The organism is Escherichia sp. E2661, from assembly GCF_004745185.1.
GTDB lineage: Bacteria > Pseudomonadota > Gammaproteobacteria > Enterobacterales > Enterobacteriaceae > Escherichia.
Genome location: NZ_PDIG01000014.1, coordinates 172,203 through 198,446, shown reverse-complemented (window position 1 = coordinate 198,446; position 26,244 = coordinate 172,203). Strand labels below are relative to the sequence as shown.

18 protein-coding genes and 5 pseudogenes are annotated in these 26,244 nt (G+C 55.0%); 5 read left to right on the top strand and 18 right to left on the bottom strand.

What is annotated here, in order from left to right:
* The first annotated feature begins 167 nt into the window (after positions 1–167).
* On the top strand, positions 168–1,481 hold the full coding sequence (gltP, locus tag CRI63_RS08130) for a glutamate/aspartate:proton symporter GltP (protein ID WP_130218549.1): 1,314 nt from the start codon (positions 168–170) through the stop codon (positions 1,479–1,481).
* Between the two features lie 417 nt (positions 1,482–1,898).
* On the opposite strand, the gene yjcO is transcribed toward gltP, so the two are convergent.
* From yjcO to yjcS, 7 genes and pseudogenes are all read right to left on the bottom strand, one after another.
* Positions 1,899–2,588: a Sel1 family TPR-like repeat protein YjcO gene (gene yjcO, locus CRI63_RS08125; protein WP_064525643.1), complete on the bottom strand. Its 690-nt coding sequence runs from the start codon at positions 2,586–2,588 to the stop codon at positions 1,899–1,901.
* Positions 2,589–2,681: 93 nt separating this feature from the next.
* A pseudogene (fdhF, locus tag CRI63_RS08120) lies at positions 2,682–4,830 on the bottom strand (formate dehydrogenase subunit alpha).
* 197 nt (positions 4,831–5,027) lie between these two features.
* Entirely contained in the window at positions 5,028–6,494 is a 1,467-nt protein-coding gene (gene mdtP, locus CRI63_RS08115) for a multidrug efflux transporter outer membrane subunit MdtP (RefSeq protein WP_135519167.1), read from the bottom strand.
* A complete protein-coding gene (gene mdtO, locus CRI63_RS08110) occupies positions 6,491–8,542 on the bottom strand; it encodes a multidrug efflux transporter permease subunit MdtO (RefSeq protein ID WP_135519164.1) in 2,052 nt (683 codons plus the stop codon). The genes mdtP and mdtO overlap by 4 nt, the downstream gene beginning before the upstream one ends.
* On the bottom strand, positions 8,542–9,573 hold the full coding sequence (gene mdtN, locus CRI63_RS08105; protein WP_135519161.1) for a multidrug efflux transporter periplasmic adaptor subunit MdtN: 1,032 nt from the start codon (positions 9,571–9,573) through the stop codon (positions 8,542–8,544). Before mdtN ends, mdtO begins: the two co-directional genes overlap by 1 nt.
* A gap of 18 nt (positions 9,574–9,591) precedes the next feature.
* Positions 9,592–9,867 carry a YtcA family lipoprotein gene (locus CRI63_RS08100; protein ID WP_001308208.1) on the bottom strand — a complete coding sequence of 92 codons (276 nt, stop codon included), beginning with the start codon at positions 9,865–9,867 and terminating at the stop codon, positions 9,592–9,594.
* Between the two features lie 208 nt (positions 9,868–10,075).
* Positions 10,076–12,061 (bottom strand): alkyl sulfatase YjcS, encoded by a 1,986-nt coding sequence (gene yjcS / locus CRI63_RS08095; protein ID WP_130215622.1) that lies wholly within the window; start codon positions 12,059–12,061, stop codon positions 10,076–10,078.
* A 290-nt stretch (positions 12,062–12,351) separates the two neighbouring features.
* On the opposite strand from yjcS, the pseudogene CRI63_RS08090 reads away from it, so the two are divergent.
* A pseudogene (locus tag CRI63_RS08090) lies at positions 12,352–13,058 on the top strand (response regulator transcription factor).
* On the opposite strand, the gene CRI63_RS08085 reads toward CRI63_RS08090, so the two are convergent.
* From CRI63_RS08085 to CRI63_RS08060, 6 genes are read right to left on the bottom strand one after another with little or no spacing between them, the layout of a single operon-like run.
* Complete coding sequence (locus CRI63_RS08085) at positions 13,055–14,056, bottom strand: carbohydrate kinase family protein (protein ID WP_135519158.1); 1,002 nt, start codon at positions 14,054–14,056, stop codon at positions 13,055–13,057. The pseudogene CRI63_RS08090 and the gene CRI63_RS08085 sit on opposite strands and share 4 nt — an antisense overlap.
* The gene (locus CRI63_RS08080) at positions 14,053–14,913 is read right to left on the bottom strand and encodes a ketose 1,6-bisphosphate aldolase (protein ID WP_135486790.1); all 861 of its coding nucleotides are present in this window, start codon (positions 14,911–14,913) and stop codon (positions 14,053–14,055) included. The genes CRI63_RS08085 and CRI63_RS08080 overlap by 4 nt, the downstream gene beginning before the upstream one ends.
* Before the next feature lie 14 nt (positions 14,914–14,927).
* A complete protein-coding gene (locus CRI63_RS08075; RefSeq protein WP_130215628.1) occupies positions 14,928–15,611 on the bottom strand; it encodes a D-lyxose/D-mannose family sugar isomerase in 684 nt (227 codons plus the stop codon).
* Positions 15,612–15,665: 54 nt separating this feature from the next.
* On the bottom strand, positions 15,666–16,607 hold the full coding sequence (locus CRI63_RS08070; protein WP_130205867.1) for an ABC transporter substrate-binding protein: 942 nt from the start codon (positions 16,605–16,607) through the stop codon (positions 15,666–15,668).
* A gap of 30 nt (positions 16,608–16,637) precedes the next feature.
* Positions 16,638–17,612 (bottom strand): hypothetical protein, encoded by a 975-nt coding sequence (locus CRI63_RS08065; protein ID WP_021557441.1) that lies wholly within the window; start codon positions 17,610–17,612, stop codon positions 16,638–16,640.
* On the bottom strand, positions 17,609–19,129 hold the full coding sequence (locus tag CRI63_RS08060) for a sugar ABC transporter ATP-binding protein (protein WP_130215632.1): 1,521 nt from the start codon (positions 19,127–19,129) through the stop codon (positions 17,609–17,611). The genes CRI63_RS08065 and CRI63_RS08060 overlap by 4 nt, the downstream gene beginning before the upstream one ends.
* A 113-nt stretch (positions 19,130–19,242) precedes the next feature.
* Between CRI63_RS08060 and CRI63_RS08050 the strand changes: the two genes are divergently transcribed.
* From CRI63_RS08050 to yjdP, 3 genes and pseudogenes are all read left to right on the top strand, one after another.
* Positions 19,243–21,507: a hybrid sensor histidine kinase/response regulator gene (locus tag CRI63_RS08050; protein WP_135519155.1), complete on the top strand. Its 2,265-nt coding sequence runs from the start codon at positions 19,243–19,245 to the stop codon at positions 21,505–21,507.
* An 80-nt stretch (positions 21,508–21,587) separates the two neighbouring features.
* Positions 21,588–22,221 (top strand): annotated as a pseudogene (locus CRI63_RS08045) (N-acetyltransferase).
* 68 nt (positions 22,222–22,289) lie between these two features.
* Positions 22,290–22,619 carry a DDRRRQL repeat protein YjdP gene (gene yjdP, locus CRI63_RS08040; protein WP_130215636.1) on the top strand — a complete coding sequence of 110 codons (330 nt, stop codon included), beginning with the start codon at positions 22,290–22,292 and terminating at the stop codon, positions 22,617–22,619.
* A 30-nt stretch (positions 22,620–22,649) separates the two neighbouring features.
* Here yjdP and phnP read toward each other — a convergent pair whose 3' ends face one another.
* The 5 genes and pseudogenes from phnP to phnL all read right to left on the bottom strand — a co-directional run bounded on the left by phnP (position 22,650) and on the right by phnL (position 26,199).
* Positions 22,650–23,408, bottom strand: a complete 759-nt coding sequence (gene phnP, locus CRI63_RS08035) for a phosphonate metabolism protein PhnP (protein WP_135519152.1) — start codon at positions 23,406–23,408, stop codon at positions 22,650–22,652.
* Position 23,409: 1 nt separating this feature from the next.
* Positions 23,410–23,844 (bottom strand): aminoalkylphosphonate N-acetyltransferase, encoded by a 435-nt coding sequence (phnO, locus tag CRI63_RS08030; protein WP_001110490.1) that lies wholly within the window; start codon positions 23,842–23,844, stop codon positions 23,410–23,412.
* Positions 23,831–24,387, bottom strand: a pseudogene (gene phnN, locus CRI63_RS08025) (ribose 1,5-bisphosphokinase). The gene phnO and the pseudogene phnN overlap by 14 nt, the downstream one beginning before the upstream one ends.
* Positions 24,387–25,522, bottom strand: a pseudogene (gene phnM / locus CRI63_RS08020) (alpha-D-ribose 1-methylphosphonate 5-triphosphate diphosphatase). Before phnM ends, phnN begins: the two co-directional pseudogenes overlap by 1 nt.
* Positions 25,519–26,199 (bottom strand): phosphonate C-P lyase system protein PhnL, encoded by a 681-nt coding sequence (phnL, locus tag CRI63_RS08015; protein WP_135519150.1) that lies wholly within the window; start codon positions 26,197–26,199, stop codon positions 25,519–25,521. The pseudogene phnM and the gene phnL overlap by 4 nt, the downstream one beginning before the upstream one ends.
* Positions 26,200–26,244 lie beyond the last annotated feature (45 nt).

Sequence of the window (26,244 nt, the reverse complement as noted above, 5' to 3'; positions counted from 1 at the left end):
CGAAAAGCTCTGTTGTTAAAGGGTTGCGCAACATACCGCGCAAATGATACTGATCATAAGCGTTAAAAAAATCTACAAACCAACGCAACACAATTCATGCCCTGGCAGTATGTCACGTTCTCGCGTTTCTGAACGGGGAACGGCGCTCCATTGAGGAAGTCATTCATATGAAAAATATAAAATTCAGCCTGGCCTGGCAGATTCTGTTTGCTATGGTGCTGGGCATTCTCCTGGGAAGCTACCTGCACTACCATAGCGACAGCCGCGACTGGCTGGTCGTCAATTTGCTCTCTCCAGCGGGTGATATCTTCATCCACCTGATCAAAATGATTGTTGTGCCGATTGTAATTTCCACGCTGGTGGTCGGTATCGCAGGTGTCGGCGACGCCAAACAGCTCGGGCGAATTGGTGCGAAAACCATTATCTACTTCGAGGTGATCACCACCATCGCTATCATTTTGGGGATCACTCTGGCGAACGTCTTCCAGCCCGGTGCCGGGGTGGATATGTCGCAGCTGGCGACCGTCGATATCTCGAAATATCAGAGCACTACGGAAGCAGTCCAAAGCAGTTCCCACGGCATTATGGGCACGATTTTGTCGCTGGTGCCGACGAACATTGTGGCGTCGATGGCGAAAGGCGAAATGCTGCCAATTATCTTCTTCTCGGTACTGTTTGGTTTGGGGCTTTCCTCCCTGCCTGCGTTGCATCGTGAACCGCTGGTGACCGTGTTCCGCTCTATCTCTGAAACCATGTTTAAAGTGACGCACATGGTGATGCGCTATGCCCCAGTGGGTGTGTTTGCGTTGATTGCGGTGACAGTGGCTAACTTTGGTTTCTCTTCTCTGTGGCCACTGGCGAAACTGGTGCTGCTGGTGCATTTCGCCATTCTGTTCTTCGCGCTGGTAGTGCTGGGAATTGTGGCGCGCCTGTGCGGGTTAAGTGTCTGGATCCTGATTCGTATTCTGAAAGATGAGCTGATTCTGGCGTACTCCACTGCCAGCTCTGAAAGCGTGCTGCCGCGAATTATTGAGAAGATGGAAGCCTACGGCGCCCCGGCGTCGATCACCAGTTTCGTGGTGCCGACCGGTTACTCTTTTAACCTAGATGGTTCGACGCTGTATCAAAGTATTGCCGCTATCTTCATCGCGCAGTTGTATGGCATTGACCTGTCTATCTGGCAGGAAATCATTCTGGTGCTGACGCTGATGGTGACCTCGAAAGGGATTGCTGGCGTGCCGGGCGTGTCGTTTGTTGTGCTGCTGGCAACGCTGGGTAGCGTAGGTATTCCGCTGGAAGGTCTGGCGTTTATTGCCGGTGTTGACCGTATCCTCGACATGGCGCGTACCGCGCTGAACGTGGTAGGTAATGCGCTGGCGGTGCTGGTGATTGCCAAGTGGGAACACAAATTTGACCACAAAAAAGCGATGGCCTACGAGCGTGAAGTGCTGGGCAAATTTGATAAGACTGCGGATCAGTAATTGAAGATTGCCGGGGATATCCACCCGGCAATGTGTGGATGCCTGATGCGACGCTTACCGCGTCTTATCAGGCCTACGCAAGACTGCGCAATAGCCTGATTTAGCGTGATTTTGTAGGTCGGATAAGGCGTTTACGCCGCATCCGACATCAATGCCTGATGTGACGATTACCGCGTTTTATCAGGCCTACGCCAGACAGCGCAATAGCCTGATTTAGTGTGATTTTGTAGGTCGGATAAGGCGTTTACGCCGCATCCGACATCAGTGCCTGATGCGACGCTTACCGCGTTTTATTAGGCCTACGCCAGACAGCGCAATAGCCTGATTTAGCGTGATTTTGTAGGTCGGATAAGGCGTTTACGCCGCATCCGACATCAATGCCTGATGCGACGTTTAACGTGTTTTATCAGGGCTACCTTAACCATTGGTTAATTTTTCAAACTCTTCACACCCGGTATCAAACCCTTCCATACAGCTCAGGTTCAACCAGTGCAGCGCCTTCTGTTTGTTCTTCTCGATAAAACCTTCTTCACCGTTTAAGAACATCATTCCTGCCCAGTACTCGGAATAACCGGTACGGGAAATCGCAGAGCTACGCTTGAAATACCAGGTCGCTTTCTCATCATCGGCCTTAATGCCTATGCCGTTGGCGTAAATCAAACCAAGCAGCATCTGGGCATCGACGGCGGAGTCGTTCTCCAGATCTTCCGAGGCGTTTTCTAACAGCGAAATCGCCTTCGGATAATCCGGTTTACCTGCCTGAGTATTCACCAGAATATGTGCCAGCGTCACTTCACCTTCTTTACTGCCCGCTTGCGCTGCTTTTTCGGCGAGAATTTTTGCTTGTGGATAGTCCAGACTGACCGGATTGGTGATTTTAATCTGCGCCAGCAGCGCGCAGGCATCGGCATCACCACTGTCGGCGGCTTTCTGTGCCCAATATTCGGCTTTGCTCAAATCGCCGGAGCTAAACCAGCTGTCGGCAAGAAAATATTGTGCGCGTCTGTCTCCGGCTTCTGCCGCCTTTACATACTGGCTGCCAGGCTCAGAGTCATTCGCGTGGGCAAAGAATGTCAAAAACAACATCAATGCGATAATTTTTTTCATTTTGATAATACGATTGGGTAGGGTGTATCCAGTATAAAGAGTTCGAATGGATAAAAAAACAGCCTCCCAGAGGAGGCTGTAGGAGGGACTTATTTACGCCAGTGCCGCTTCGCGTAGGCGTAGTTTTCAACTTGTTGTACTCGTCAATCACGTACTGCTCGGCGGCGCGCTGATCGGCGATCGGCTCGACGCGCACGGCGCAGTATTTGTATTCCGGCGTTTTGGTAATTGGGCTTAAGTTTTCGGTAACCAGCTCGTTACAGGCGCCAATCCACCACTGGTAGGTCATGTAAATCGCCCCTTTGTTAGGACGATCGCTGACCTGCGCACGGGTGATAATTTTGCCTTTACGCGAGTGCACCCAAACCAATGCCTCATCTTCAATACCCAGACGTTTGGCGTCTTCGGTATTGATTTGTGCGTAGCCAGGTTCATCAGCCAGCGCCGCCAGTGCCGCACAGTTACCGGTCATCGAACGGCAAGAGTAGTGGCCAACTTCACGCACCGTTGACAGTACCATCGGGTACTCGTCGGTGAGTTTGTCGATTGGCGCAACCCAATCGCAGGTGAAGAACTGCGCCAGACCGTTCGGGGTATCAAACTTCTCTTTAAACAGATAAGAAGTCCCCTGATCGGCATCTGACGTATCGCGGCAAGGCCACTGAATGAAGCCCAGTTCGCCCATTTTCTCGTAAGTCGCACCGTAGAAATCCGGGCACAGATGACGCAACTCGTCCCAGATCTCCTGGGTGTTGTTGTAGTGCATCGGATAACCCATACGGGTGGCGATTTCACTGATAATCTGCCAGTCCGTTTTCAGATCCCACTTCGGTTCAACCGCCTTGAAGAAACGCTGGAAGCCACGGTCAGCCGCAGTATAGACACCTTCATGCTCGCCCCACGACGTTGACGGTAAAATGACATCCGCCGCCGACGCGGTTTTGGTCATAAAGATGTCCTGAACGATGACCAGTTCCAGATCTTCAAAGGCTTTACGGACTGCCGACAGTTCCGCATCCGTTTGCAGCGGATCTTCGCCCATAATGTACGCGGCACGCACTTCGCCATGCGCTGCGCGGTGCGGCAGCTCGCTGATGCGATAGCCGGTATGAGCAGGCAGGCTTTCTACGCCCCAGGCTTTGGCGAATTTCTCGCGGTTAGCCGGATCTTTCACGTACTGGTATCCCGGATACGTATCCGGCAGCGCGCCCATATCACAGGCGCCCTGCACGTTGTTCTGACCACGAACCGGGTTAACGCCCGCATGCGGCTTACCGAGGTTACCGGTCAGCATCGCGAGGCTGGTCAGAGAACGCACGGTTTCCACGCCCTGATAGAACTGGGTCACACCCATGCCCCACAGAATAGATGCGCTTTCCGCCTGGGCATACATCCGCGCCGCCTGACGAATCTCACTGGCGCTAACGCCAGTGATATCTTCAACCGACTCCGGCGTGTAGCCTTCAACGATTTTACGATATTCTTCAAAGCCTTCCGTACGGGAAGCGACGAACGCTTTGTCGTACAGATTTTCTTCAATAATGACGTGACCCATCGCATTCAACAGCGCGATGTTCGAGCCGTTTTTCAGTGCGATGTGCATGTCAGCAATGCGCGCGGTTTCAATTTTGCGCGGATCGCAGACGATAATTTTCGCCCCGTTACGTTTAGCGTTAATCACGTGATTCGCCACGATAGGGTGGGAATCCGCCGGGTTGTACCCGAAAACGAACACTAAATCGGTATTATCAATTTCGTTAATGGCATTGCTCATTGCGCCGTTACCGACCGATTGGTGCAGACCTGCAACCGATGGGCCGTGTCAGACGCGAGCGCAGCAGTCAACGTTATTGGTACCAATAACGGCGCGCGCAAATTTTTGCATTACATAGTTGGTTTCGTTACCCGTACCACGCGAGGAGCCTGTCGTCTGGATGGCATCCGGACCGTACTTCTCTTTGATGGCGCTCAGGCGCTCGGCAACGTAATTCAGTGCCTCATCCCAGGAAACAGGTTCGAGTTTGCCGCCACGCTGGCGACGGATCATGGGGGTTTTCAGGCGCGGGGTCAGGATCTGGGTATCGTTAATAAAATCCCAGCCATAATAGCCCTTCAGACACAGAGTACCCTGGTTGGTTTTCCCCTGTGCTGCCTCCGCCCGGACGATTTTGCCGTTATCGACGACCAGGTTGATTTTGCAACCTGATGCGCAATAGGGGCAAACCGTGACGACTTTTTTCATCAGTCTCGCTCCAGTTAATCAAATCACGCATACGCGCTCTCGACCACAGTATGCATCTTTTATGCCACATTTTATTTGAGGCTATTCCCTGATATTACGGGCACTATTTATTCAAAACTCTGACGAAAAACAGGCTGTCGTCAGTTTTGACGTGACGAAACGAAATACCGCGTGACAGCCATCACGCGGCAGACATTTTATTTTTTCTCAACGACGGGAGCCGCCTGATACCCGCCGCCCAGCGATTTCATCAACTGAATACTTTGAATCACCCGGCGGCTGTCCAGCATCAGTAATGACATCTCTTCGGAAAGCACCGGCAACTGAGCTTCGGTTGCCTGTAAGCGGCTGGTTAGACCGCGTTGGTAGGCGGCGTCGGCGGCGCGCTGGGTGAAGCGCGTTGCTTCCACGCGTTCTGCCTGCATCTCCCGCTCGTCGTTGAGCGTTTGCAGACGCGTGCCATTGACTGCAACGTCGCGCACCGCGTTCAGTACTGACTGGTTGTAACGTTCAATCATCATGTTGCTGGCGGCGCGAGTGCCTTCGAGATTGGCATTCAACCGTCCACCGTCAAACAGCGGCAATTTCAGACCCGGGATGAAGTTGAACTGGCGACTGGTTTTTTTGAATAAGGTATCCAGGTGGATGGAGTCCAGACCGAAAAACGCTTTGATATCAAAGCTCGGGTAGAACAGCGCCCGCGCGGAATCTACCTGATCTAATGACGCCTGAACATACCAGCGCATGGCTTGCAGATCCGGGCGTCTGGCGAGCAACTCATAAGAGAGCGTCGCCGGAATGCCGGTCTGTACTTGCGGTAATGCCACCGGCTTGATCTCCGGCATATCGCTGGCCCCCGCGCCAATCAATGCGCGCAGAGATTCTCGCGTTTCGGTGATTTGCCCTTTGACGGCAGCAATTTGTTTATCGACGGCCAGAATCTGCGCCCGCGCGCCGTGGAAAGGCACTTGCGCTTCCAGACCGTGCGCCACTTTACTCTGGTGCGCTTTCACCGCGTAATCAATCACATCGCGAGTTTGTTCTAACAGATCAAGCATCTGATAGCTGGCCTGCATACTGTAATAAAGCTGCGCTACGCCCGCGGTCAGCGATAACTCTACTGCTGCGGTTTCTGCCAGCGCGGCATTATGCGCGCCAATAGCGGCGGCAACCGCCGAGCGATGTACACCCCACAAATCGAGATCCAGTCCGGCAAACAAACCTACTGTGGCTTCCGTATAGTATGGCCCGTCCATACCCAGTGCTGGCGCATCCATTGAATAAGGGCTTAAAAAACCGTTCGCCGAGACACGTTGGCGGTTGAGCATCCCTAACGCCGCCACCTGTAATTGTGAACCGGCATCTAACAGGTCGGCCTGCGATTGCGCTTTTTCTTCCCGCAGTTTCGCTTCAGCAAGCGTGTGTGAACCTTGCAGTGTGCGCTGGATCAGGGCATCCAGTTGCGGATCGTTAAATTGTTTCCACCACTGCGCCTGCGGCCAGCCGGAACTGGCCAGATGAATATCATCGGCAAGTTTGATTTGTTCCGGTTTGAGCTGTTGATGAGGCGCAGAATCCTTACGTACCAGGGCACAGCCGGAAATCAGCGTCGTGCTGCCGAGAATGCTGCACAACAGCAGGCGTGAAAGTTGACGATTGATCATTGCGTGGCTCCTTGTGCCTGTTCCGTGGCGGGCGTTAATGCCGGGGCTGTCCAGTCTGGCAAGCGGGCGAAAAGCTGGCAGACGTGTTGCTCCTGTTTTAATAAGGTCGGCAGGATGGCCTGCGAGGCGGGTGTTTCTTCAAGCGTTATTTGAGGAGAACGGCTGAGTGCGGTTACCAGACCGGCGGCATATTTCTCCAGTGCGTCGGCAAACTGGCCTGCTCTGTCCGGCTGTAGTGCGTTATCCAGCGCCTGCGCCGAGTTCCAGGTCGCATCCCAGGCGTGAAGAATGTCGCGCCCCTGACGAATAACCGTTTGCGAACGTTCAATCAGTAATGCGCGTTCTTCGCTGTCCAGTTGACGCTCCAGCGCTACGCGTTGGCACATCTCTTCACAGGCATTAAACGCCGCATGCAGACCTATGCGAATTTGCAGATAAGTGCGCAGAGCCGTGGCTTCTTGCTGGCGTGGGATCCGCATTACTTTACTTAACATACCCAGCGCGCCAGCCAGTTTTTGCGGCAGTGTGCGCGCTTCACTTTCAGGCCAGACAAAGGTGTAAATCACCGCGGACACCACGGTACCAATGATGATACCCAGGGCGCGATCGCGAATTTCCACCAGGTCGTACACCGGGCCAAAAACGTTTTCGAGCGTGGCGAGCGCGAAGGTGACCACCATCTGTGTGCCGATATAAGAAGAACGTTCAGAGCTGGTGGCAATCCATGCGCCCAACAGGAAAATCGGTGCCAGCACAAACAGCAATTCGACAATATTGTCCAGCCAGGGCATGACCAGTAGCGTGAATAACAGCGCCAGAATCGCGCCGCAAAAAGCCCCGCCAAAACGCAGCACCATCTTCTGGTACGACGAACCGACGTTCGGGTTAGCGACGATCACGCAGGTCAGCATACAGGTATGAATACCTTCCCAGTCGACGCCGCTGTAGAAGGTGTAACAGATCAAACAGGCGAGCAGCGTTTTTACCGCGTAGCGAATATAGTCTGGATTGGTAAAAGCATCGGCGACCATTGACGGCGGTTTGGCGGCGGGCGTTGGCGGCGTATTCGGGTCCATCTGACCCAGTTGCAACAACGTCTGGCAGATATTCTCCAGGTTACATTCCCGTGCCGCCATCGCTTCATCTTCACTAAGTCGCCAGTCGCTTTGCCAGCACTGACCTTTGGCAATGGCATGTTGCAGCTTGTTGATTTCTGAGGCTAATTTTTGCCGAAATTCAATAATTGCCTGAGAATCAGCAAAAGAGGTGGGATCGTAGCGATTCAGCGTCGAGTAAATGTAGGTTACCGTTGCCACGCAGCTTTGCCACCATGCGCTCTGGGTTCGCCAGTTGGCATCGTCCGCGAGACAAAAGACATTGAGTTTTTGCAGCGCCAGCGCCTCTCTTTCAATCCGCGTTTCGGGTAGCGGTGCGAGGCTGTCTGTCAGGTGACTAATGGCATCATCAAGCCGATCATTAAGCGCCTGATGCATTTGCGTAATGGCACGACTGGGAAACCACAGCACGCCGATTAACGTCATCAATAACGTCGGGTAGAGGCCGACAACAATACACCACAGCGTTAAGCGCACGACCACTTCCGGATAGTCGAGCATGGCGGGGAAGGTTTGCCCGTAAATAGCGACAATGGCAACGGCGAAAAAGACCAGCCCCAGCCGATGGGTGCGCATCAAAAACATGCAGCCCATCAGGATCGGTCCGGCGATGATCAATCGGATCAACGGTTCGCCGTATGACCATTTGTAGATCAAAAACAGGCTGGCGATCTCCAGCACCGTGGCGACCACAAATAAGATCGCCACAAATTTGGTGTAAAACGCGTTCGACTGAATACCGTAAAACAGCACCGCTAGTGATAACGCCACGAAGGGGATCTCGAAGGTCATCGAGATCAGAATCACCAGCAGGCAGCCTACCCAGAGTTGCATGGTCTGCGGCACGCGGCCTGGTCGCCGCTCGCTTAACTCTTCATGAAAGAACGCCAGCAGCCTGACCACCGGTAATGGCAGGGAGTTGAGCGCGCTCATTATTGCGGCTCAAGATTAGCGACTGCCGAAGCACCGATGCGGAACATTTCCGGATCAGGTTTATCAACCATGATTTTGACCGGAAAACGCTGGGCGACGCGGACCCAGTTAATAGACCGTGACACTTTCGGCAGGCCGCCCAGCACCAGGCCGCCGTCATCCGGTAGCACGCCGTAGCCAATCGAATCCACTTTACCCTCGAAGGTTTTGCCGCTGTCGCTCATCAGGCGAATCGTTGCGGGTGTACCTGAGCGAATATTTTTCAGATCGGTTTCGCGGAAGTTGGCGATCACGTACCAGTGACGAGTGTCGATTAGGGTGAAAATAGGGCGCATGGCAGAAGCAAATTGCCCAACCGAGGTTTTGAGGGAAATGACCCGGCCATCAAACGGCGCGCGAACGGTCGCCATTTCCAGATGCAGTTTGGTCAGCGCGATATCCGCTTCGACCGCCGCACGTTGGGCGACCAGTGCATCGACGCCGCTGACGGCGCTGGCGGCTGACTGCGCCTGTAACAATACGGCATTAAGATCCGCTTCTGCGGCGCGCTGCGCCGTTCTTGCACGGTCAACTTCTTCCGCTGAGACAAAACCTTCTTTCAGTAATGGCTCGGTGCGGCGTAATGTATCGCTGGCCTGTTTTGCCGCGGCACGGGCTTTTTCTACCGTGGCATTAACCGAGTCGGCACCAAACTGTTGCGCGTCAACGCTACGCTGGGTGAGCATAATTTGCTTATCCAGCGCCGCGAGGGAGGCTTCGGCTTTCGCCAGATTGGCTTCGTACGGGCGCGGGTCAATGCGGAACAGCAAATCGCCCTGTTTCACCGCCTGGTTGTCGGCGACCGCCAGTTCTACAATGCGACCGCTGACTTCCGGCACCACATCAATGGTATCTGCTGACGCGTAAGCGTCATTAGTTGATGGCGCACTGTCTACGCGCCAGATAACGAAAACAAGGGCAACCAGCGCCAACGCAACCACTAACAGAGCAGGGAATTTACTGCGAGGAGCTTTTTTCGGCGTACTTTCCATGAGCGCGTCTCAAATAGATTAGAAAAATGCCAGCCAGAACAGCATGGCGTAGAGAGCAAAAAGGGCGGTATAAATAATTCCGACAAATGCCAGATTGATATTTGTCCGCTGAATAATTCGCCTCGTGATGAGCGTCAAAATAAGGCTGGCAATGGCGCAGAAAAACCAGCTGGGATAATAAGCGCCGATCACCGGGATTGCCGGAGATAATGAGCATCCCGAAACCATGAAGACGGGAATTATCCAGGCTGTTTTTTTGAGTTGCATCGCCATGCGAGAGAGAACTGTTGGCATATTAAATACATCCTGTCTGCTGCGAACAATATCTGTAGTGAATATCAATATCCATTGAAGGCGTCAGTATGGCTATTTTCTTGATGAATAAAAATAGCTTTATTCAGCCACCGCATTCATAACTTATATATTTTATGTATTAATTGGCTGTATATATATTTAAAATAAATGCTTTTGGGGGCTCACGCGCCCCCAAAAGCGAGTGGCATTAATTTGGAGTTACGATATTCACCCACAAATCGAAATTATCCAGACAGGCAATAATTTCTTCCAGTTTCGCGCCATTGCCAATAATTTTGGCTTTCTTCGCTTTTACCAGATCCGCCATTTTGGCTTGCCCGGTCAGCACGGCGTGAAGATCTTCACGGCTGATGTAGAAAGAGGCGTTGGCTTGCGGTTGCAGTGTTTTACGGTAGTTAAGCACGCTATCGTTCAGCGTCAGGTTGAGGTTATCGCCGTTGCTCATATTGAAGTTCAGGCTGATATTTTTACCCGCGGCTTTCGCGCTATCGAGGCGAACGGACATAAAGTCGAACAGCATTTCGACCGACATCCCGCGAATGGTGTCCGGGGAACCGGTGGTGCCGTGGCTGAACTTATGCACCCCTTCGCGCAGCTCCTTCGCGCCGGTCAGGTAGAAACCGCGCCAGGTGGCGGACTCGGCCTGATAGCCCAGCTGTTCAAAGTTATTCGCTTGCAGATTCTTCGCGACCTGGTCACCCGGGTTGGCGGCAATCACCTGTTTCAGCAACTCTGCGGACCAGCGATAATCACCTTGCTTGTTCGCTTCTTTCGCCAGGTTGATGACACGGGCAGAACCGCCCAGCGCCTGCACATAACGTTTACCCATCTCCACCTGACCATACGGATGTAGGTTAGCCGGGTTACCGTCGTAATAGCCAAGATAGAAGTTATACACCGCGCGGGCGTTGTGGCTGACAGAACCGTAATAGCCGCGGCTGGCCCAGTTATTGGCAAGCGCAGGCGGCAGCTTAATCATGTCGCCGATTTCATTCATGGTGTAGCCCTGGTTCGCCAGGTGCAGGGTCTGGTCGTGAATGTACTTGATAGTATCGCGATATTTACCAATATAATCATTGATATGCTTATTGCCCCAGACCGGCCAGGTGTGCGGCATAAACAGCACTTCCGCGTCATTACCCCACATATCCAGCGTTTCGTTCAGATACTCGGTCCACTTGCTGGTGTCGCGGGTTTTCGCGCCGCGCAGAGTGTAGAAGTTGTGCAGGGTATGTGTGGCGTTCTCGGCGGTACACAGGGCTTTCAGGGCCGGAATATAGAAGTGCATTTCGGCTGGCGCTTCGCTGCCTGGGGTCATCAGGAAGTCAAACTCCAGGCCGTCGATAATCATCTTCTCGCCAGTTCTGACGATAGTTTTAGTCGGTGCAATAATGCTCGGGTCGCCCGTTGCCAGCGTCACGCCAAGGCCATTACCCACGTTACCTTGCGCGTTGTGCGGCAGTAACAGACCGTAAGAGTAGAGCGCACGGCGGCTCATGATGTTACCCGCCAGCACGTTTTCACTGATGGCTTCGTCCATAAAGCCAGCCGGGGCGATCACCTGAACTTTGCCGGATTTAACATCAGCTTCAGAGATAATGCCTTTCACGCCGCCATAGTGGTCGGTGTGGCTGTGAGTGTAGATAACGGCAACAATCGGTTTTTGCGGACGATGCTGGAAGTAAAGGTCAAGTGCGGCTTTTGCGGCAGGCGGCGTTACCAGCGGGTCGATAACAATAATGCCTTTCTCACCCTCAACGAACGTAATGTTAGAGATATCCTGGCCGCGCACCTGATACATTTTATCGGTGACTTTGAACAGGCCAGAAATACCGTTGATTTGCGACTGACGCCACAGGCTGGGGTTTACGGTTTCCGGCGCAGCGGCATTAATATCAAATTTGTAATCGTCCGCGCGGTAGTAAACTTTACCGTTCGCATCACGCAGAATACCTTCATCCAGCAGCGGAGCGATAAATCCACGCTGGGCATCGTCAAAATCCTGACGATCGCTAAACGGTAATGATTTGGCGTAATTCTGATTAACCTGCTGGGTATATTGAGTGGCGCCTTTCGCTTCATCTGTTGCGTAAGCGGTATTTATCATCATGCCGCTGACGGCGGTTAAGGCAATAACAATCCTGCTCAAACGGAATAACCGAGAGTTATTCATATAAATCTCCATTTATCATTTATGTCGTAAATATGTAGTCCATGCAAAATACGTCATTTAAAGCTGGCGTTATCATAATTGGGAAACGACGAATTGAATAAGCAGAAGTGTGAACAGAATCGGCCATTTTATTAGGCATTTGTGCTGAAGAGGGAAAATTACGGCATATTTATTATTGTCATAAATAATGTGACCTGACTTATGTTTTTATTATATATATTGCTTTTCTCTTTCACTTCGGCAAGAAGTCCGCACAATGATTAATCAGGTGAATAATTCGGAGTATAACCATGAAACCTGTTGTGCTGGTGGTGGATGATGACACGGCTATCTGCGCACTGTTGCAGGACGTGTTAAGTGAACATGTCTTTACGGTTTCAGTCTGCCATACCGGGCAGGAGGCAATATCACGTGTTGAGGGCGATCCTGATATCGCGCTGGTGGTGCTGGATATGATGCTACCCGATACCAACGGCCTGAGGGTATTGCAACAATTACAGAAAATGCGTCCTGCACTGCCGGTGGTGATGCTGACCGGCCTGGGCAGTGAGTCTGATGTGGTGGTCGGGCTGGAAATGGGCGCAGATGATTACATCTGCAAGCCGTTTACCCCACGGGTCGTGGTCGCGCGACTAAAAGCGGTGCTACGGCGCGTTGGCGCGCTGGTGGTCAATGAGGAGAAAACGCCGGGCTGTCATTTAATGGCTGGTATCTCGATACCACGCGCTGCCAGTTGCACAATCCGCTACAACAACATGTCGAGCTGACCCAGGGCGAATATGGCTTGTTACTGGCCCTGGCGCAAAACGCTCGTCGGGTGTTAAGCCGCGAGCAGTTGCTGGAGTTCACCCACAGCGATAGCGTGGAGGTGTTTGATCGCACCATCGACGTATTAATCATGCGCTTACGCCGCAAAATCGAACTAAACCCGCATCAGCCGATGTTGATTAAAACTCTGCGCGGTCTGGGGTATGTCTTCGCTGCCGACGTGCACTAATCCGACAATTCTGTTTGTAGTTCTTCCAGCGTTTTTGCCCCGTCGATAGCATTGGCACATAACAGGCTTGCCCGCGCGCAGGCGTGTGCCAGTTTGATGCTCTCGGTAAGCGTCCAGCGTTCATGGCAGCCATATAAAAATCCGGCACAAAATGCATCGCCCGCGCCGACGCTGCCGATAATTTCCCGTTGTTCTAACTTTTGCGAAGGGATCCACACGCCGCCCTGTTCCGGTGTCTCTCCCCAGGCACCTTCCGGACAGTGGATCACCACTCGCTGGCGTACGCCCGCATCTAACAGTTCACGCGCGGCGGCAGCAATATGCACGATATGCGGTTCGCCGTTGGGTAAGCGAATTTCCAGCCCGCTAAACTCCCCGGCCTCCAGTTCGTTAATTACCAGATAATCCAGATGGCGCAATGCGGGCAGCACCATCGGCTGATAACGCGGATCGCCCTTGCGGGAGACAAGGTCGAGCGAGGTTTCAAAGCCATTATCACGCATTTGCGCCAGCAGGCGCGCGCTACGGGTGCCGTAAACATCGTCCGGCATATCCAGGCTATCGAGCAACAGTAAATAGCCGAGATGGAAAATCTTCATGCTGTTATCGAGCTGATCGAACGCCGGAAGATCAAGCAGTCGGTTAGCGCCCGGCGAATGGAAAAACGTCCGCTGCCCGCTTCGGTCGGTCATCACCTGCGACATCGACGTCGGGGCAAAGGTGGTGCGCTGCACATGCTGGCGATTGACGTGATATTGTTCAAGCATCGCCATGATGTAATCGCCGTCGCTGTCCTGACCGATTAGCCCGACCGCCTGTAACGGCAGCCCGGTGCGCATTTTCGCCAGCGTCAGCAGGACGTTAAGGGGCGCGCCTCCGGTAGAGCGTTCGCTGTGGGTGATCTCCGCCAGCCAGCCGCGCTCTGGCCACTGGATAATCTGATGGACGTGGTCAACCAGCATATTGCCTGCGGCGATAATCCCTTTACGTTCCATCATGCTTGCCCCGCACTGCCGAAAATACGCATCTGTTGTGCAACCGTATCGCTGATGGCGGCTTCCACTGCCAGCAGTAACTCGGCGAACTCGTCATACATCGGCTGACGGCGCGCCATTCGGGCCTCAACGGCTGCCAGCGCCGCTTGCGACATACCCGTGTAGAAATTGATTTTGTGGATACCCAGTTCTATGGCGCGGCGGAAATCGGCATCGCTAATCCCTGAGCCGCCGTGTAACACCAGCGGGATTGCCGCCTGCTGGCGGATAGCGTCGAGGCGCGGGAAATCGAGTTTCGGTTCGCCGCGATATTTGCCGTGTGCATTGCCAATCGCCACGGCCAGCGCGTCAATGCCGGTACGGTCGACAAAATCACGCGCCAGTTGCGGATCGGTAAACAGAGATTCATCGGCATGACCGTAAAGCGCACCGCCTTCGTCGCCACCTACCGCGCCCAGTTCAGCTTCTACCGATACGCCAACGGCATGGCACATTTTCACCACTTCCCGCGTCTGGCGGACATTTTCTTCATACTCCAGCGTGGAGCCGTCAAACATTACCGAGCTGAATCCCAGCCGCAACGCTTGCACCACCGATTCAAAATGCAGCCCGTGATCGAGATTTAACACCACCGGAATGGCATGGCGCGCCGCTTCAAATTTCACGGCTTCGACCAGGGAATCCAGCGAGATATATTTAAAATGTACTTCGGCAATGTTGATAATAAACGGCGAACGTTCTTGTCTGGCCGCAGCAAATAGCGCGCGTAAAAAGTGTGAGTCCAGCACATTAAACGCACCTAACGCATAGCGATGTTCGCGGGCATGAGCCAGCCCTTCAGCGAGAGAAATCAACGGCATAACGTTCTCCTTATTCAGCGGAACTGGCGGTATTCGTTACACAACACCAACTGGGCCGGTTCGTCTTCGTCAATCAGGTTGTAGCGGTCCAGCGGCTGTAAAAAGTGGTTATCGTGGTCGTCGTCATTAACAGAAGAGACTTCGCCAACCAGCACATCGCCAAAACCGGCTTCTGCCCAAAAGCTGTGATAAAGGCCTGGCGGCAGGCAGATACTTTCGCCGGGAGACAGGCGCAACTGACTGCCTGCGGTATGTTTCTGGCGGCAGCCGTCGATCACCACCGTAACGTCGCTATCAACCGTTTGCTCGTTGCTATCGGCATTCCATAGTTCAACAATCAAATTGCCGCCGCCGCGATTGATAATGTCCTCACGCTTACGCCAGTGAAAATGCATTGGCGTTACCTGCGCATCGCGCACATGCATGATCTTCTCGGCGTAACATTTCGCATACGGCATTCCTTTTGGCGAACCGTTACGCAGGGTAAACAGCGTCAGTCCCTGTGCAGCAAAGTCGTTGCCACCAAAAGCGGTAACATCCCAGCCGAGTTTGAGATCAAAAACTTCCTCCCACGCGGTGGTGTCGAGTTGTTGCCATTGGGCAGGCGTGAAACTGGCAAAGGGCGGAAGATGCACGTCATGTTGCGAAAAGAATTGCCGTGTATGGCCGAGAATGTCGTTTATAGCGGAGCGTTTCATCGAAAGCGTTCTCCTTAGCGGTGGCCGGGCAGCAGCGCCGCCCGGCGTGTGGACTTATTTCACCGTCCAGCCTTTGTAATTGCCGACGTTGTTTTTGTCGATCATCGTCACCGGGATCAGCACCGGCTCTTTCGGCGCGGGTTTGCCCTGCAAAATGTCGTAGCCAATTTCCACCGCTTTCGCTGCCATCACCTGGGGATCTTGCGCAGGGGTGGCGACAAACAACGAGTTCTCACGTTTCAGCGCCTCTTCGGCGTCCGGGCTTCCGTCAACGCCGACAATAAAGAACTCGCTACGTTGTGCCTGTTTGGCTGCCAGATCGGCACCGATCGCGGTGGGATCGTTAATGGCAAATACGCCGTCAATCTTCGGATTTGCCGCCAGCAGTCCGGTCATTACCTCCAGCCCGCCTTCACGACTGCCTTTGGCGTTCTGGTTGTCAGAGAGCACCTTGATGTCAGGATGGCGTTTAAATTCAGTCTGGCAGCCTTCAACGCGGTTTTGCACGGCGGACACCGGAGGCCCGTTGATGATCACCACGTTGCCTTTGCCTTTCAGGCGATCGGTGATGTATTTACAGGCCATTTCGCCCGCCTGGGTGTTATCGGAGGTGATGGTCGCATCGGCACCTTCTGCCGCTACGTCAACCGCGACGACCACTATCCCGGCATCTTTTGCCCGTTTCACCGCCGGGCCGATCCCTTTTGAATCGGCAGCGTTGAGGATGATCATATCGACGTTAGCGGCGATAAAGTTGTCGATCTGCGACACCTGCTGGCCCAGATCGTAGCCGCTGGACACCAGCGTCACTTTGACGTTATCGCCCGCCAGTTTGCGCGCTTCCAGCTCCGCGCCTTTGGTGATCTGCACGAAGAATGGGTTTGCCAGATCGCCTACCGTCACGCCTATCGACTTCAGTTCTTTTGCCTGGGCGAACGGTGCTGCGGCCAGCAGCGCGCCTGCACAGAGCGCGGTCACTAAGGGCTTCAATCTCATGCTTTATTCCTCATGTGTAGGGTATTGTTGTTATGCGCTTTGATGATGTCGGGTACGGTATTTATCGATCAGCACCGCAATGATGATCACCGCCCCTTTGATCACCAGTTGCCAGAAGTAAGAGACGCCCATTAGGGTCATGCCGTTGTTTAGCGTGGCGATAATCAGCGCCCCAACCAGCGTGCCGGTGATGGTGCCGATGCCGCCGACAAAACTGGTGCCGCCGAGGATCACCGCCGCAATGGCATCCAGTTCGTACCCCATGCCTAAGTTGCCGTTGGCGCTGTACAGCCGCGAGGCGCTCATAATCCCGCCAAGCCCTGAAAGCAGGCCGCTCATGCCATAAACAAACAGCAGCACCAGCCAGACCTTAATGCCGGTAAGACGCGCTGCCTGCATATTGCCGCCGACGGCGTAGATATGAACGCCAAGCGTGGTGCGGCGCAGAATAAACCAGCACAGCACAATCACTGCGAGGGCAATCACCACCAGCCACGGGACAGGCCCAAGATAGTTATTACCTATCCACTCGAAATTAATGTTGGAGTTGATGACCGTGGTGCCGTCCGCCAGCAGATACGCCGCCCCGCGTAGCGCCGTATAGGTGCCGAGCGTGACGATAAACGGTGGCAATCCGGCAAAGGCCACCAGCGCGCCGTTGAACAACCCCAGCAGCAGGCCGAGCATCAGCGCCGCTGGAATCGACAGCATGGCGAACTCCGGGCTAAGGGAGACGACCATCGCCGCCACCGCCGTGGTGCCGAGAATTGAACCTACAGAAAGATCGATTCCGCCAGTCAAAATGATGAAGGTCATTCCCGCCGCCAGAACAATGTTGATCGACGCCTGACGGGTAATATTCAGCAGGTTGCTTTCAGTAAAAAAGTTCGGTGCGATAAAGCCAAATACCGCCACGATCAGAATTAAAATGGGCAAAATGCCGACCGTTTGCATCAGATCGCTCATCAGCATTTTTTTGGCAGAGGTCTTTGCAGAGGTCGTCATGAGGGCACCGCCTGGGAATGGGCGTCGTTGACGCCAGTCGCTAAGGTCATAATGTTTTCCTGGGTGATGTTTTTGCCGTTTAACTCACCGGCAATGCTGCCTTCGCGCATCACATAAACGCGATCGCTCATGCCGACTATCTCCGGCAGTTCGCTGGAGATCATCAGGATCGCCACGCCCTTGCGCGCCATCTCGTTCATGATCCGGTAGATCTCGCTTTTTGCGCCGACGTCCACGCCGCGGGTGGGTTCGTCGAGCAGTAAAATGCGTGGGCCAATCGCCACCCAGCGGGAGATCAACAGTTTTTGCTGATTGCCGCCGGAAAGCCCGCCCGCTCGCACCTGGGCATGAGGCACGCGGATGTTGAGCAACTTGATGGCGTCATCGGAGATAGTTTGTGCTTTTTTGCGATTGAGCATTCCCCAGCTGGCATCGCGCTCCAGGGTTGCCATAGTGATGTTTTCGGCTGCCGCCATTTCAAGGAATAAGCCTTGTTCTTTGCGGTTTTCGGTGAGAAAACCAATGCCAAGATCGATAGCTTCGCGCGGGGAGTGGATCACCACCGGTTCACCATCGACTTCAATCATTCCGCCCGTCGCTTTGTGCACGCCGAAGATCAACTGCGCCAGTTCGGAACGTCCGGCGCCCACCAGCCCGGCGAGGCCGACAATTTCGCCGGAACGCACCAGCAGACTACTCGGCTGGACTTTGCCACCGTCGGTCAGGTGGTGAACATTCAGGCGGGCTTTGCCGAGTGGGATATCGCGCTCTTTATTGAACAGATCGCTCAGTGGCCTGCCGACCATCATCCGCACCAGTTCAGCGGCGTTGAGATTGTCGCGGGTCAGGCTGCCAACGTATTGCCCGTCGCGCAGCACGCTGACGCGATCGGAAAGCTCATACACTTCCGCCATGCGGTGGCTGATATAGATAATCGCCATCCCTTCATCGCGCAGCCGCATAATCAGTTCAAACAGGCGGTGAGTTTCACGCGAGGAGAGGGCAGCGGTAGGTTCGTCCATCACCAGAATGCGGCTGTTGCGATGCAGCGCGCGGGCGATTTCGACCTGTTGTTGCTCGGCAATGGTCAGCGTCATGACTTTATCGCTGGCGTTAAACTGCGCGCCGAGGCGGTCGATCACTTTTTGCGCCTGCACCAGCATCTCTTTACGCTGCACCAGCCCGCCGTGGGAAAGCTCGCTGCCGAGGAAAATATTTTCTGCCACAGTCAGATTCGGTGCCAGCTGCATCTCCTGATAAATCAGCGTAATACCGGCGCTTAAAGCATCTTTTGGCGTGCGAATGTGAAAGGGCTTGCCGTCAATCAGGATCTCGCCGCTGGTGGCGGTATACGCCCCCGCCAGCACCTTCATCAGCGTGCTTTTTCCGGCGCCGTTTTCCCCCATCAGGGCATGGATCTCGCCAGGGTAGACCGTCAAATCCACCCCCTTGAGCGCGTAAAATTTGCCGAAGGCTTTGGCAATATTGCGCATCTCCAGAACCGGCGTGCTGTTCATGGCGGACTCCTGCGAGGTTGTCGATATCAGCACTCCATCACAGGAAAGTAAATGCAAAATGTCAGAAGCCGTTCATATTTGTCATATTGCGATTTTTCTTTACGGAGCGTGATATGGCGCACCCCGGACGTCACTTTTTTGCCAGCGCGCGCGGGCGATTGCTGCTTTTGAATTTGCTGGTGGTGGCGGTGACGCTGATGGTCAGCGGCGTGGCGGTAATGGGCTTTCGCCATGCCAGCCAGATGCAGGAGCTGGTGCAGCAGCAAACGGTGGATGATATGACCGGCAGCCTGAATCTGGCGCGCGACACCGCAAACGTGGCGACGGCGGCGGTGCGATTGTCGCAGGTGGTGGGAGCGCTGGAATATAAAGGCGAGGCCGAGCGATTGCAGGAGACACAGCGGGCGTTAAAAATCTCGCTTGAGCAACTGGCGGACGCGCCTTTAGCGCAGCAGGACGCCGGGCTGGTGACGCGAATCATCACGCGTAGTAACGAACTGCAAACCAGCGTCGGCGGAATGCTGGAGCGCGGGCAAAGGCGGCATCTGGAGCGTAACGCGCTGTTAAGTTCGCTATATCAAAACTTAAGTTATCTGCGGCATTTGCAAAAAGTCACTCACGCGGAAGATGACATTTTGCTTAACGAGATGAACCGACTGATTGTTGCCGCTATTGCCACGCCCGCGCCGCAGGCGATTATTCATCAACTGGTCGGGGTGATGTCTGCGCTGCCGACCCACAGCGATACGCCATTGGTTAATACGCTACTCACTGATTTCAATGATGAACTGCGCAAGCTGGCGCCGCTTTCGGCAGCTCTCGAGCAAAGCGATCTGGCGATCAGCTGGTATATGTTCCACATCAAAGCGCTGGTGGCGATCCTCAATAGTGACATTAACCATTATGCCGAACAGGTAGCGACGCTCTCCGGTCAGCGGGTGGCGCAAAGTTACCAGGATCTGCGCTCTGGCGAGAGGGTGATCATGATTTTCGCCCTGTTAGCGGTGGTGATCACCGCGTTTGCAGGTTGGTATATCTATCGCAATCTCGGCTCTAACCTGACGGCGATTTCCCGCGCTATGAGCCGCCTGGCGCACGGCGAAGCGGACGTCACTTTTCCGGCGTTACAGCGGCGCGATGAGTTAGGTGAACTGGCGCGCGCCTTTAACGTTTTTGCCCGCAATACCGCATCACTCGAACGAACGTCACGGCTGTTGAAAGAGAAAACTACGCAGATGGAGATTGCCCAAACCGAGCGGCAGGGGCTGGAAGAGGCGCTATTGCACAGCCAGAAGTTGAAAGCGGTTGGGCAACTGACAGGCGGGCTGGCACATGATTTTAATAATCTGCTGGCGGTGATCATTGGCAGCCTGGAGCTGGTGAACACGGACTCGCCCGACGCGCCGCGAATACAGCGGGCGCTGCAAGCCGCCGAACGTGGGGCGCTACTGACCCAGCGACTGCTGGCGTTTTCCCGCAAGCAGTCCTTACACCCGCAAGCCGTTGAACTGAAAACACTGCTGGAAGAGTTAAGCGAATTAATGCGCCACTCCTTACCGACAACGCTGGCGCTGGAGATTGAAGCGCAGTCTCCGGCGTGGCCCGCGTGGATTGACGTCAGCCAGCTGGAAAACGCCATCATCAACCTGGTAGTGAACGCCCGCGATGCGATGGAAGGGCAGACGGGAATCATCAAAATTCGCACCTGGAATCAGCGCGTTACTCGCAGCAGTGGGCAGCGACAGGACATGGTGGCACTGGAGGTCATCGATCATGGCAGCGGTATGTCGCAGGCGGTGAAAAGCCAGGTATTTGAGCCGTTCTTTACCACCAAACAGACGGGCAGCGGCAGCGGGCTGGGCTTGTCGATGGTCTATGGTTTCGTGCGCCAGTCCGGCGGGCGCGTAGAAATTGAAAGCGCGCCGGGGCAGGGAACAACGGTCAGATTACAGCTTCCCCGCGCGCTGACGGCGGCGAAAAACCTATCGCCAGCGACGGTAGAGCAGACAGCTGTCAGCGGCGATAAACTGGTGTTAGTGCTGGAAGATGAAGCCGCGGTGCGCCAGACCATCTGCGAGCAGTTGCACCTGTTGGGCTATTTGACGCTGGAAGCGAGCAGCGGCGATCAGGCGCTGGACCTGCTGGCGGCATCAGCAGAAATCGATATCTTTATCAGTGATTTAATGCTCCCAGGCGGCATGAGCGGCGCAGAAGTGGTCAATGCAGCCCGCAAACTTTACCCGCACCTGACGCTGCTACTCATCAGCGGCCAGGATTTACGCCCCAGCCATAACCCCGCGCTGCCCGATGTGGCGCTACTGCGCAAACCTTTTACCCGCGCGCAGCTGGCGCAGGCGCTGGGGCAAATTGAGGGATGATTTTCAGAATTTATCAAGAGGCCTGAAGCAAACGTGCTGCTATTGTGAGCAATTCTGTTCTGAATTGAAGTGATTCACATATGATCGTGATGCCAACCACCTATAGCCCTATGACGGTTGCTCGTTCTTTTCGCGTGGTGGAAGAGATCGAGCTTTCTGGACGTCTGTTACAGGTAATTTATGACAACCAGACGCCAAGAGCGGCCATCATTGAAGCGGACATTGAAGTTTTTTGCAGGCGTGCCGCGTCATCGGGTACTTGCCGCTCTCGATCTGCAGCGTAAAAAAGAGTTCGGCAGCGATATCATTGCCGTTGAACGCTGGTGGGAAGACTCGGATCTGGTACAGGTGGAAGGTATTTGTGTCTCTCCAGGTGAGCGCGATAAGGGTCTGGCAACTCGGCTGTATGAAGCGCTAATTCTGCAATGCGGTATCACGCTAATCAGCGATTTTGATCAATATGATGGCGGGAAGATGCTCTGGCAGAAGATCGCGCGCGAGTCCGATCAGATTTCCGTGTTTGTATTAGACACTGAACAAGGGGCATTTTGGCCTTACGATGGCACGAAAGTGATCTACGATGGCGGTTGCATTCCGGAAGAGCGTATCTGGAGTATTTCACCGGATCAAAAATGTCATGGCATTGTGCTGGTGGCGGAAAATAAACAGCGAGCTAACCAGCTAATGGAAGAGTCTGCGCCTTACCGAATTTGAGATTACTCCGCTACTCCGGTCATTCACACTCAACTAACGTTAAGCCAGTCCATTGCAGAGACTGGCTTATGAAACCTTACTCCACGCTCTTTCTTTTCACCCTGCTCACGCTGTCCACCGTTCCGGCTCAGGCCGATATTATCGACGACACCATTGGCAATATTCAGCAGGCGATTAACGACGCTTATAACCCTGACCGTGGACGAGACTATGAAGATTCGCGCGACGACGGCTGGCAGCGTGAAGTGAGCGACGATCGGCGCAGACAATATGACGACCGCCACCGCCAGTTTGAAGATCGTCGCAGGCAGCTGGACGATCGCCAGCGCCAGCTTGATCAGGAGCGTCGGCAACTGGAAGATGAAGAGCGGAGAATGGAAGATGAGTATGAGCGGTGAGGGGGGCAGCGGCGCACATGACCAACCCTATCATGCTACCCCAATCTCCATCCCATCAAACCCGGCCTCAAACCCTGACGGCAGCGCGTTCTCCATCAGCCACGCATCAAATTGGTGGCTGATGTGCGTCAGAATCACGCGCGGCGAGCGGATAACCTCATTCAGCGCCAGCACGGTGTTTAAATCGCAGTGATTACGCGGCGCATCCTCGCGCGGCGGATGGCTGCAATCAATCACCATCACTTGCGGCTGGCTATTGCGTAAAAATTTCAGCGTTTTTTCCGGCAGGCCAGCGGTGTCAGACAGCCACGCCACCCGGCTATGCGCCGTTTCCAGTAAATAGCCGAAAGTGAGTTTTGAGTGGTTGAGCGGCAGGGGCGTGACCTGCAACCCCTGCAAATCAAACACCACAAACGGTTCCACCGTGTGGCTGAAATCAAGCAGCCCCGGATGTTTAAACAGATCGTCGCAGCCCTGTTCATCCGGCGGGCCGTAGACCGGGATCGAATCGCCCACGCCCCAGCGCAGCGGAAACAGCCCCTGGACGTGATCCATATGGTAGTGCGTCAGCAAAAACTGCTGGAACGATCCGGGCGACCAGCGATCGGTGAGATCGTGCCGCCCGGCGTCGATCAGGGTGATCGCCTCGTTAAACTTCACTACGCCGCTACATGGCTGGCGGCGATACTGCGGCGAGCGCCGCGCTCTGACGCAGGCCGCGCACTCGCAGCCCCATGCCGGAACGCCCTGTGCGCCGCCAGTGCCGGTGAGCGTGAGGGTCAGGCTCATGTTATAGCGCCTTCGTGAAGCGGAAGTGGCTCTGCTCGTAGCCTTCGCGCAGATAGAAACGGTGCGCGTCGTGGCGCTTGACGTTGGTGGAAAGCTCGGTCATTTCGGCCCCGGCCTGGCGGGCTTCTTCTTCTGCCCATGCCAGCAACTTGCTACCCACGTTCAAACCGCGCGCCTGCGGCATCACCACCAGTTCCTGAATTTCGCCGATCCAGTTGACATGATGCAGATGAAACTGCAAATGCAGGCCGATCATGCCGACAACTTCGCCATCCAGCAGCGCCAGATGGTAGCGCATGTTCGGGTCGCGCAGATTGGCGTTAAAGCCCACGCGAAACGCGTGATGGTCAAACTCCGCCTGTTTTAGCTCACATATCAGCGCGTAAACCGCGTCGGTATCGTACTGCGTGGCCGGGCGAAGCTCACAAGCAGGCATGGTGTTTCTCCTTCTGATGGATCAGCGTCAGCAGCGTGTCGACCGACTGGCGCAGGCTGCCGTCATTATTGAGCGTATGGCAATCCTGCGGAGTATAGCGGGCGGCGCGCGCCAGGCGGGCGTTAATTTCACCGGCGTTTTCACGGCCACGGTTTTCGAGGCGTTGGCGGAGGATCTCCGGCGAAACCTGTAAACAGATGGGCAGCAGCGCCGATTCATAGCGCGCCCGCGCCTGCGGCAAATGTGCACGTGAGCCGTTGACCACCACGTCGAATCCGGCGTGCAGCCAGAGGTCGATCTCCAGCCCGACACCGTAATAGTAGCTGTTGGCATGCCAGCTTAACGCGAAGAGTTGCTGCCCCGCGCGGGAAAAAACTCCTGCTCGCTCAGGGCGATATGATTTTCGCTTCCGGCGCTGGCATCGCGCGTGATGTAGCGATGCGCCACCAGTAACTGAGTTTGTTCCCGCAGGCGGAGTTCCGCCAGCAGGCTATCTTTCCCGGAGCCGGACGGCCCCATCAACCAAATCAGTTTTCCCATCATCAAAACACCCTTTTCCCCTGACGCCAGACGTGGTCGATGTGAATGTGATTGCCCTTGCGATGCGCCAGCACCAGGTCGGCGCGTTTGCCCTCGCCAATCACCCCGCGATCCTGAAGATTCAGCGCCTGGGCCGGTTTTTTGGTCACCAGCTTCACCGCCTGCGGCAACGTGAAGCGGTTGCTCTGGTCATCGGCGACGCGGAACGCCGCATCCAGCAGGCTGGCGGGGTAGTAGTCGGAAGAGAGGATATCCAGCAGGCCAAGCTGTGCCAGTTCACTGGCCGCCACGTTGCCGGAGTGCGAACCGCCGCGCACGATATTGGGCGCGCCCATCAGTACGTTCATGCCATGCTTGCGCGAAGCTTCCGCCGCTTCGAAGGTGGTGGGAAATTCGGCGATCACGCTGCCAAGCTGGTGGGATTCGGCAACGTGGGCTTGCGTGGCGTCATCGTGGCTGGCGAGCGCAATTTGTCGGGCGCGGCACAGGGCGGCGATGGTTTCGCGATTCGGCTGCGACCAGCGTGCGGCAAGCGCCAGCTGCTCCTCTTCATACTGCTGCATCTGCGCATCGGTGAGCGAGTATTTGCCCTGATAATATTCGCGATACTTCTCGCGGTTGGCGAACTGGCGCTGGCCCGGTGAGTGGTCCATCAGCGACACCAGCGTGACCGGCTCGCGCTGCACCAGTTTTTCAAACAGCGGCAGCGTAGTGTGATGCGGCAGTCGCAGCGCAGGTGCAGACGGTGCTCGGCGCGGTTGACGCCGCGTTTCTGCGTCTCTTCGATGGCGTTGATCATCTTCTCCAGATTCTCCAGCCGATCGCCGCCGTCGCGCACGTCGCCAATCGCCACGGCGTCCAGCACGGTAGTGATGCCGCTCGCCACCATCAGCGCGTCGTGGCTGCTCATCGCTGAATGGGCGGGCCAGTCAACTTTCGGGCGCGGGGTGAAGAATTTATCGAGGTTGTCGGTATGCAGCTCAATCAGCCCCGGCAGCAGCCAGCCGCCTTCGCCGTCCATCGCTTCTGGCAGGCGGCTCTGGCTTTCGGCAAAGGCGCGGATTTCGCCATCCTGTACTTCCAGCGAACCGTGCACCACTTCGTTTTCCAGCACCAGCTTAACGTTATTGATAATCATGAAGAGGCTCCCATTGGGTGCAGGCGGTCGGCGACGTCATTACGTACAGCTTCGTCATGGAAGATGCCGACGATGGCCGCGCCACGGGCTTTGGCTTCGCGGATCAGTTCCACTACGGCGGCGCTGTTTTTGGCGTCCAGCGAGGCGGTAGGTTCGTCGAGCAGCAGAATGGGGTAGTCGACGATAAAGCCGCGGGCGATGTTGACGCGCTGTTGTTCGCCGCCGGAGAAGGTCGATGGCGCAAGGTGCCACAGGCGTTCCGGCACGTTCAGGCGCGTGAGCAGACGCGCGGCTTTAGCGGCGCAGGCTTCACGCGGTACGCCGATATCGAGCAGCGGCTGCATCACCACTTCCAGCGCCGAAATACGCGGGATGACGCGCAGAAACTGGCTCACCCAGCCGACGGTGGTCTTGCGGATTTCCACCACTTTGCGTGCTGGCGCGGTGACCAGGTCAACCCATTCATCACCGTGTTTGATCTGAATTTGCCCTTCGTCGGGCAGATAGTTAGCGTACAGCGAGCGCAGCAGGGTTGATTTGCCGCTGCCGGAATGGCCGTGGAGCACCACGCATTCGCCTGCGTTGACGGTGAGTGAGGCGCGTTGTAGGACGGGCAGGCGCACGCCGTTTTGTTGGTGCAGGATGAAGGTTTTACTGACGTTTTGTACGTTAATCATTTTTCGCCTCGTGGTTCGGGTGTCGGATGCGACGCTGATGCGTCT

Excerpts from the sequence above, each read along its gene's own strand:
- gltP (WP_130218549.1), top strand. The coding sequence starts at position 168 with ATGAAAAATATAAAATTCAGCCTGGCCTGGCAGATTCTGTTTGCTATG.
- yjcO (WP_064525643.1), bottom strand. The coding sequence starts at position 2,588 with ATGAAAAAAATTATCGCATTGATGTTGTTTTTGACATTCTTTGCCCAC.
- mdtP (WP_135519167.1), bottom strand. The coding sequence starts at position 6,494 with ATGATCAATCGTCAACTTTCACGCCTGCTGTTGTGCAGCATTCTCGGC.
- mdtO (WP_135519164.1), bottom strand. The coding sequence starts at position 8,542 with ATGAGCGCGCTCAACTCCCTGCCATTACCGGTGGTCAGGCTGCTGGCG.
- mdtN (WP_135519161.1), bottom strand. The coding sequence starts at position 9,573 with ATGGAAAGTACGCCGAAAAAAGCTCCTCGCAGTAAATTCCCTGCTCTG.
- CRI63_RS08100 (WP_001308208.1), bottom strand. The coding sequence starts at position 9,867 with ATGCCAACAGTTCTCTCTCGCATGGCGATGCAACTCAAAAAAACAGCC.
- yjcS (WP_130215622.1), bottom strand. The coding sequence starts at position 12,061 with ATGAATAACTCTCGGTTATTCCGTTTGAGCAGGATTGTTATTGCCTTA.
- CRI63_RS08085 (WP_135519158.1), bottom strand. The coding sequence starts at position 14,056 with ATGATGGAACGTAAAGGGATTATCGCCGCAGGCAATATGCTGGTTGAC.
- CRI63_RS08080 (WP_135486790.1), bottom strand. The coding sequence starts at position 14,913 with ATGCCGTTGATTTCTCTCGCTGAAGGGCTGGCTCATGCCCGCGAACAT.
- CRI63_RS08075 (WP_130215628.1), bottom strand. The coding sequence starts at position 15,611 with ATGAAACGCTCCGCTATAAACGACATTCTCGGCCATACACGGCAATTC.
- CRI63_RS08070 (WP_130205867.1), bottom strand. The coding sequence starts at position 16,607 with ATGAGATTGAAGCCCTTAGTGACCGCGCTCTGTGCAGGCGCGCTGCTG.
- CRI63_RS08065 (WP_021557441.1), bottom strand. The coding sequence starts at position 17,612 with ATGACGACCTCTGCAAAGACCTCTGCCAAAAAAATGCTGATGAGCGAT.
- CRI63_RS08060 (WP_130215632.1), bottom strand. The coding sequence starts at position 19,129 with ATGAACAGCACGCCGGTTCTGGAGATGCGCAATATTGCCAAAGCCTTC.
- CRI63_RS08050 (WP_135519155.1), top strand. The coding sequence starts at position 19,243 with ATGGCGCACCCCGGACGTCACTTTTTTGCCAGCGCGCGCGGGCGATTG.
- yjdP (WP_130215636.1), top strand. The coding sequence starts at position 22,290 with ATGAAACCTTACTCCACGCTCTTTCTTTTCACCCTGCTCACGCTGTCC.
- phnP (WP_135519152.1), bottom strand. The coding sequence starts at position 23,408 with ATGAGCCTGACCCTCACGCTCACCGGCACTGGCGGCGCACAGGGCGTT.
- phnO (WP_001110490.1), bottom strand. The coding sequence starts at position 23,844 with ATGCCTGCTTGTGAGCTTCGCCCGGCCACGCAGTACGATACCGACGCG.
- phnL (WP_135519150.1), bottom strand. The coding sequence starts at position 26,199 with ATGATTAACGTACAAAACGTCAGTAAAACCTTCATCCTGCACCAACAA.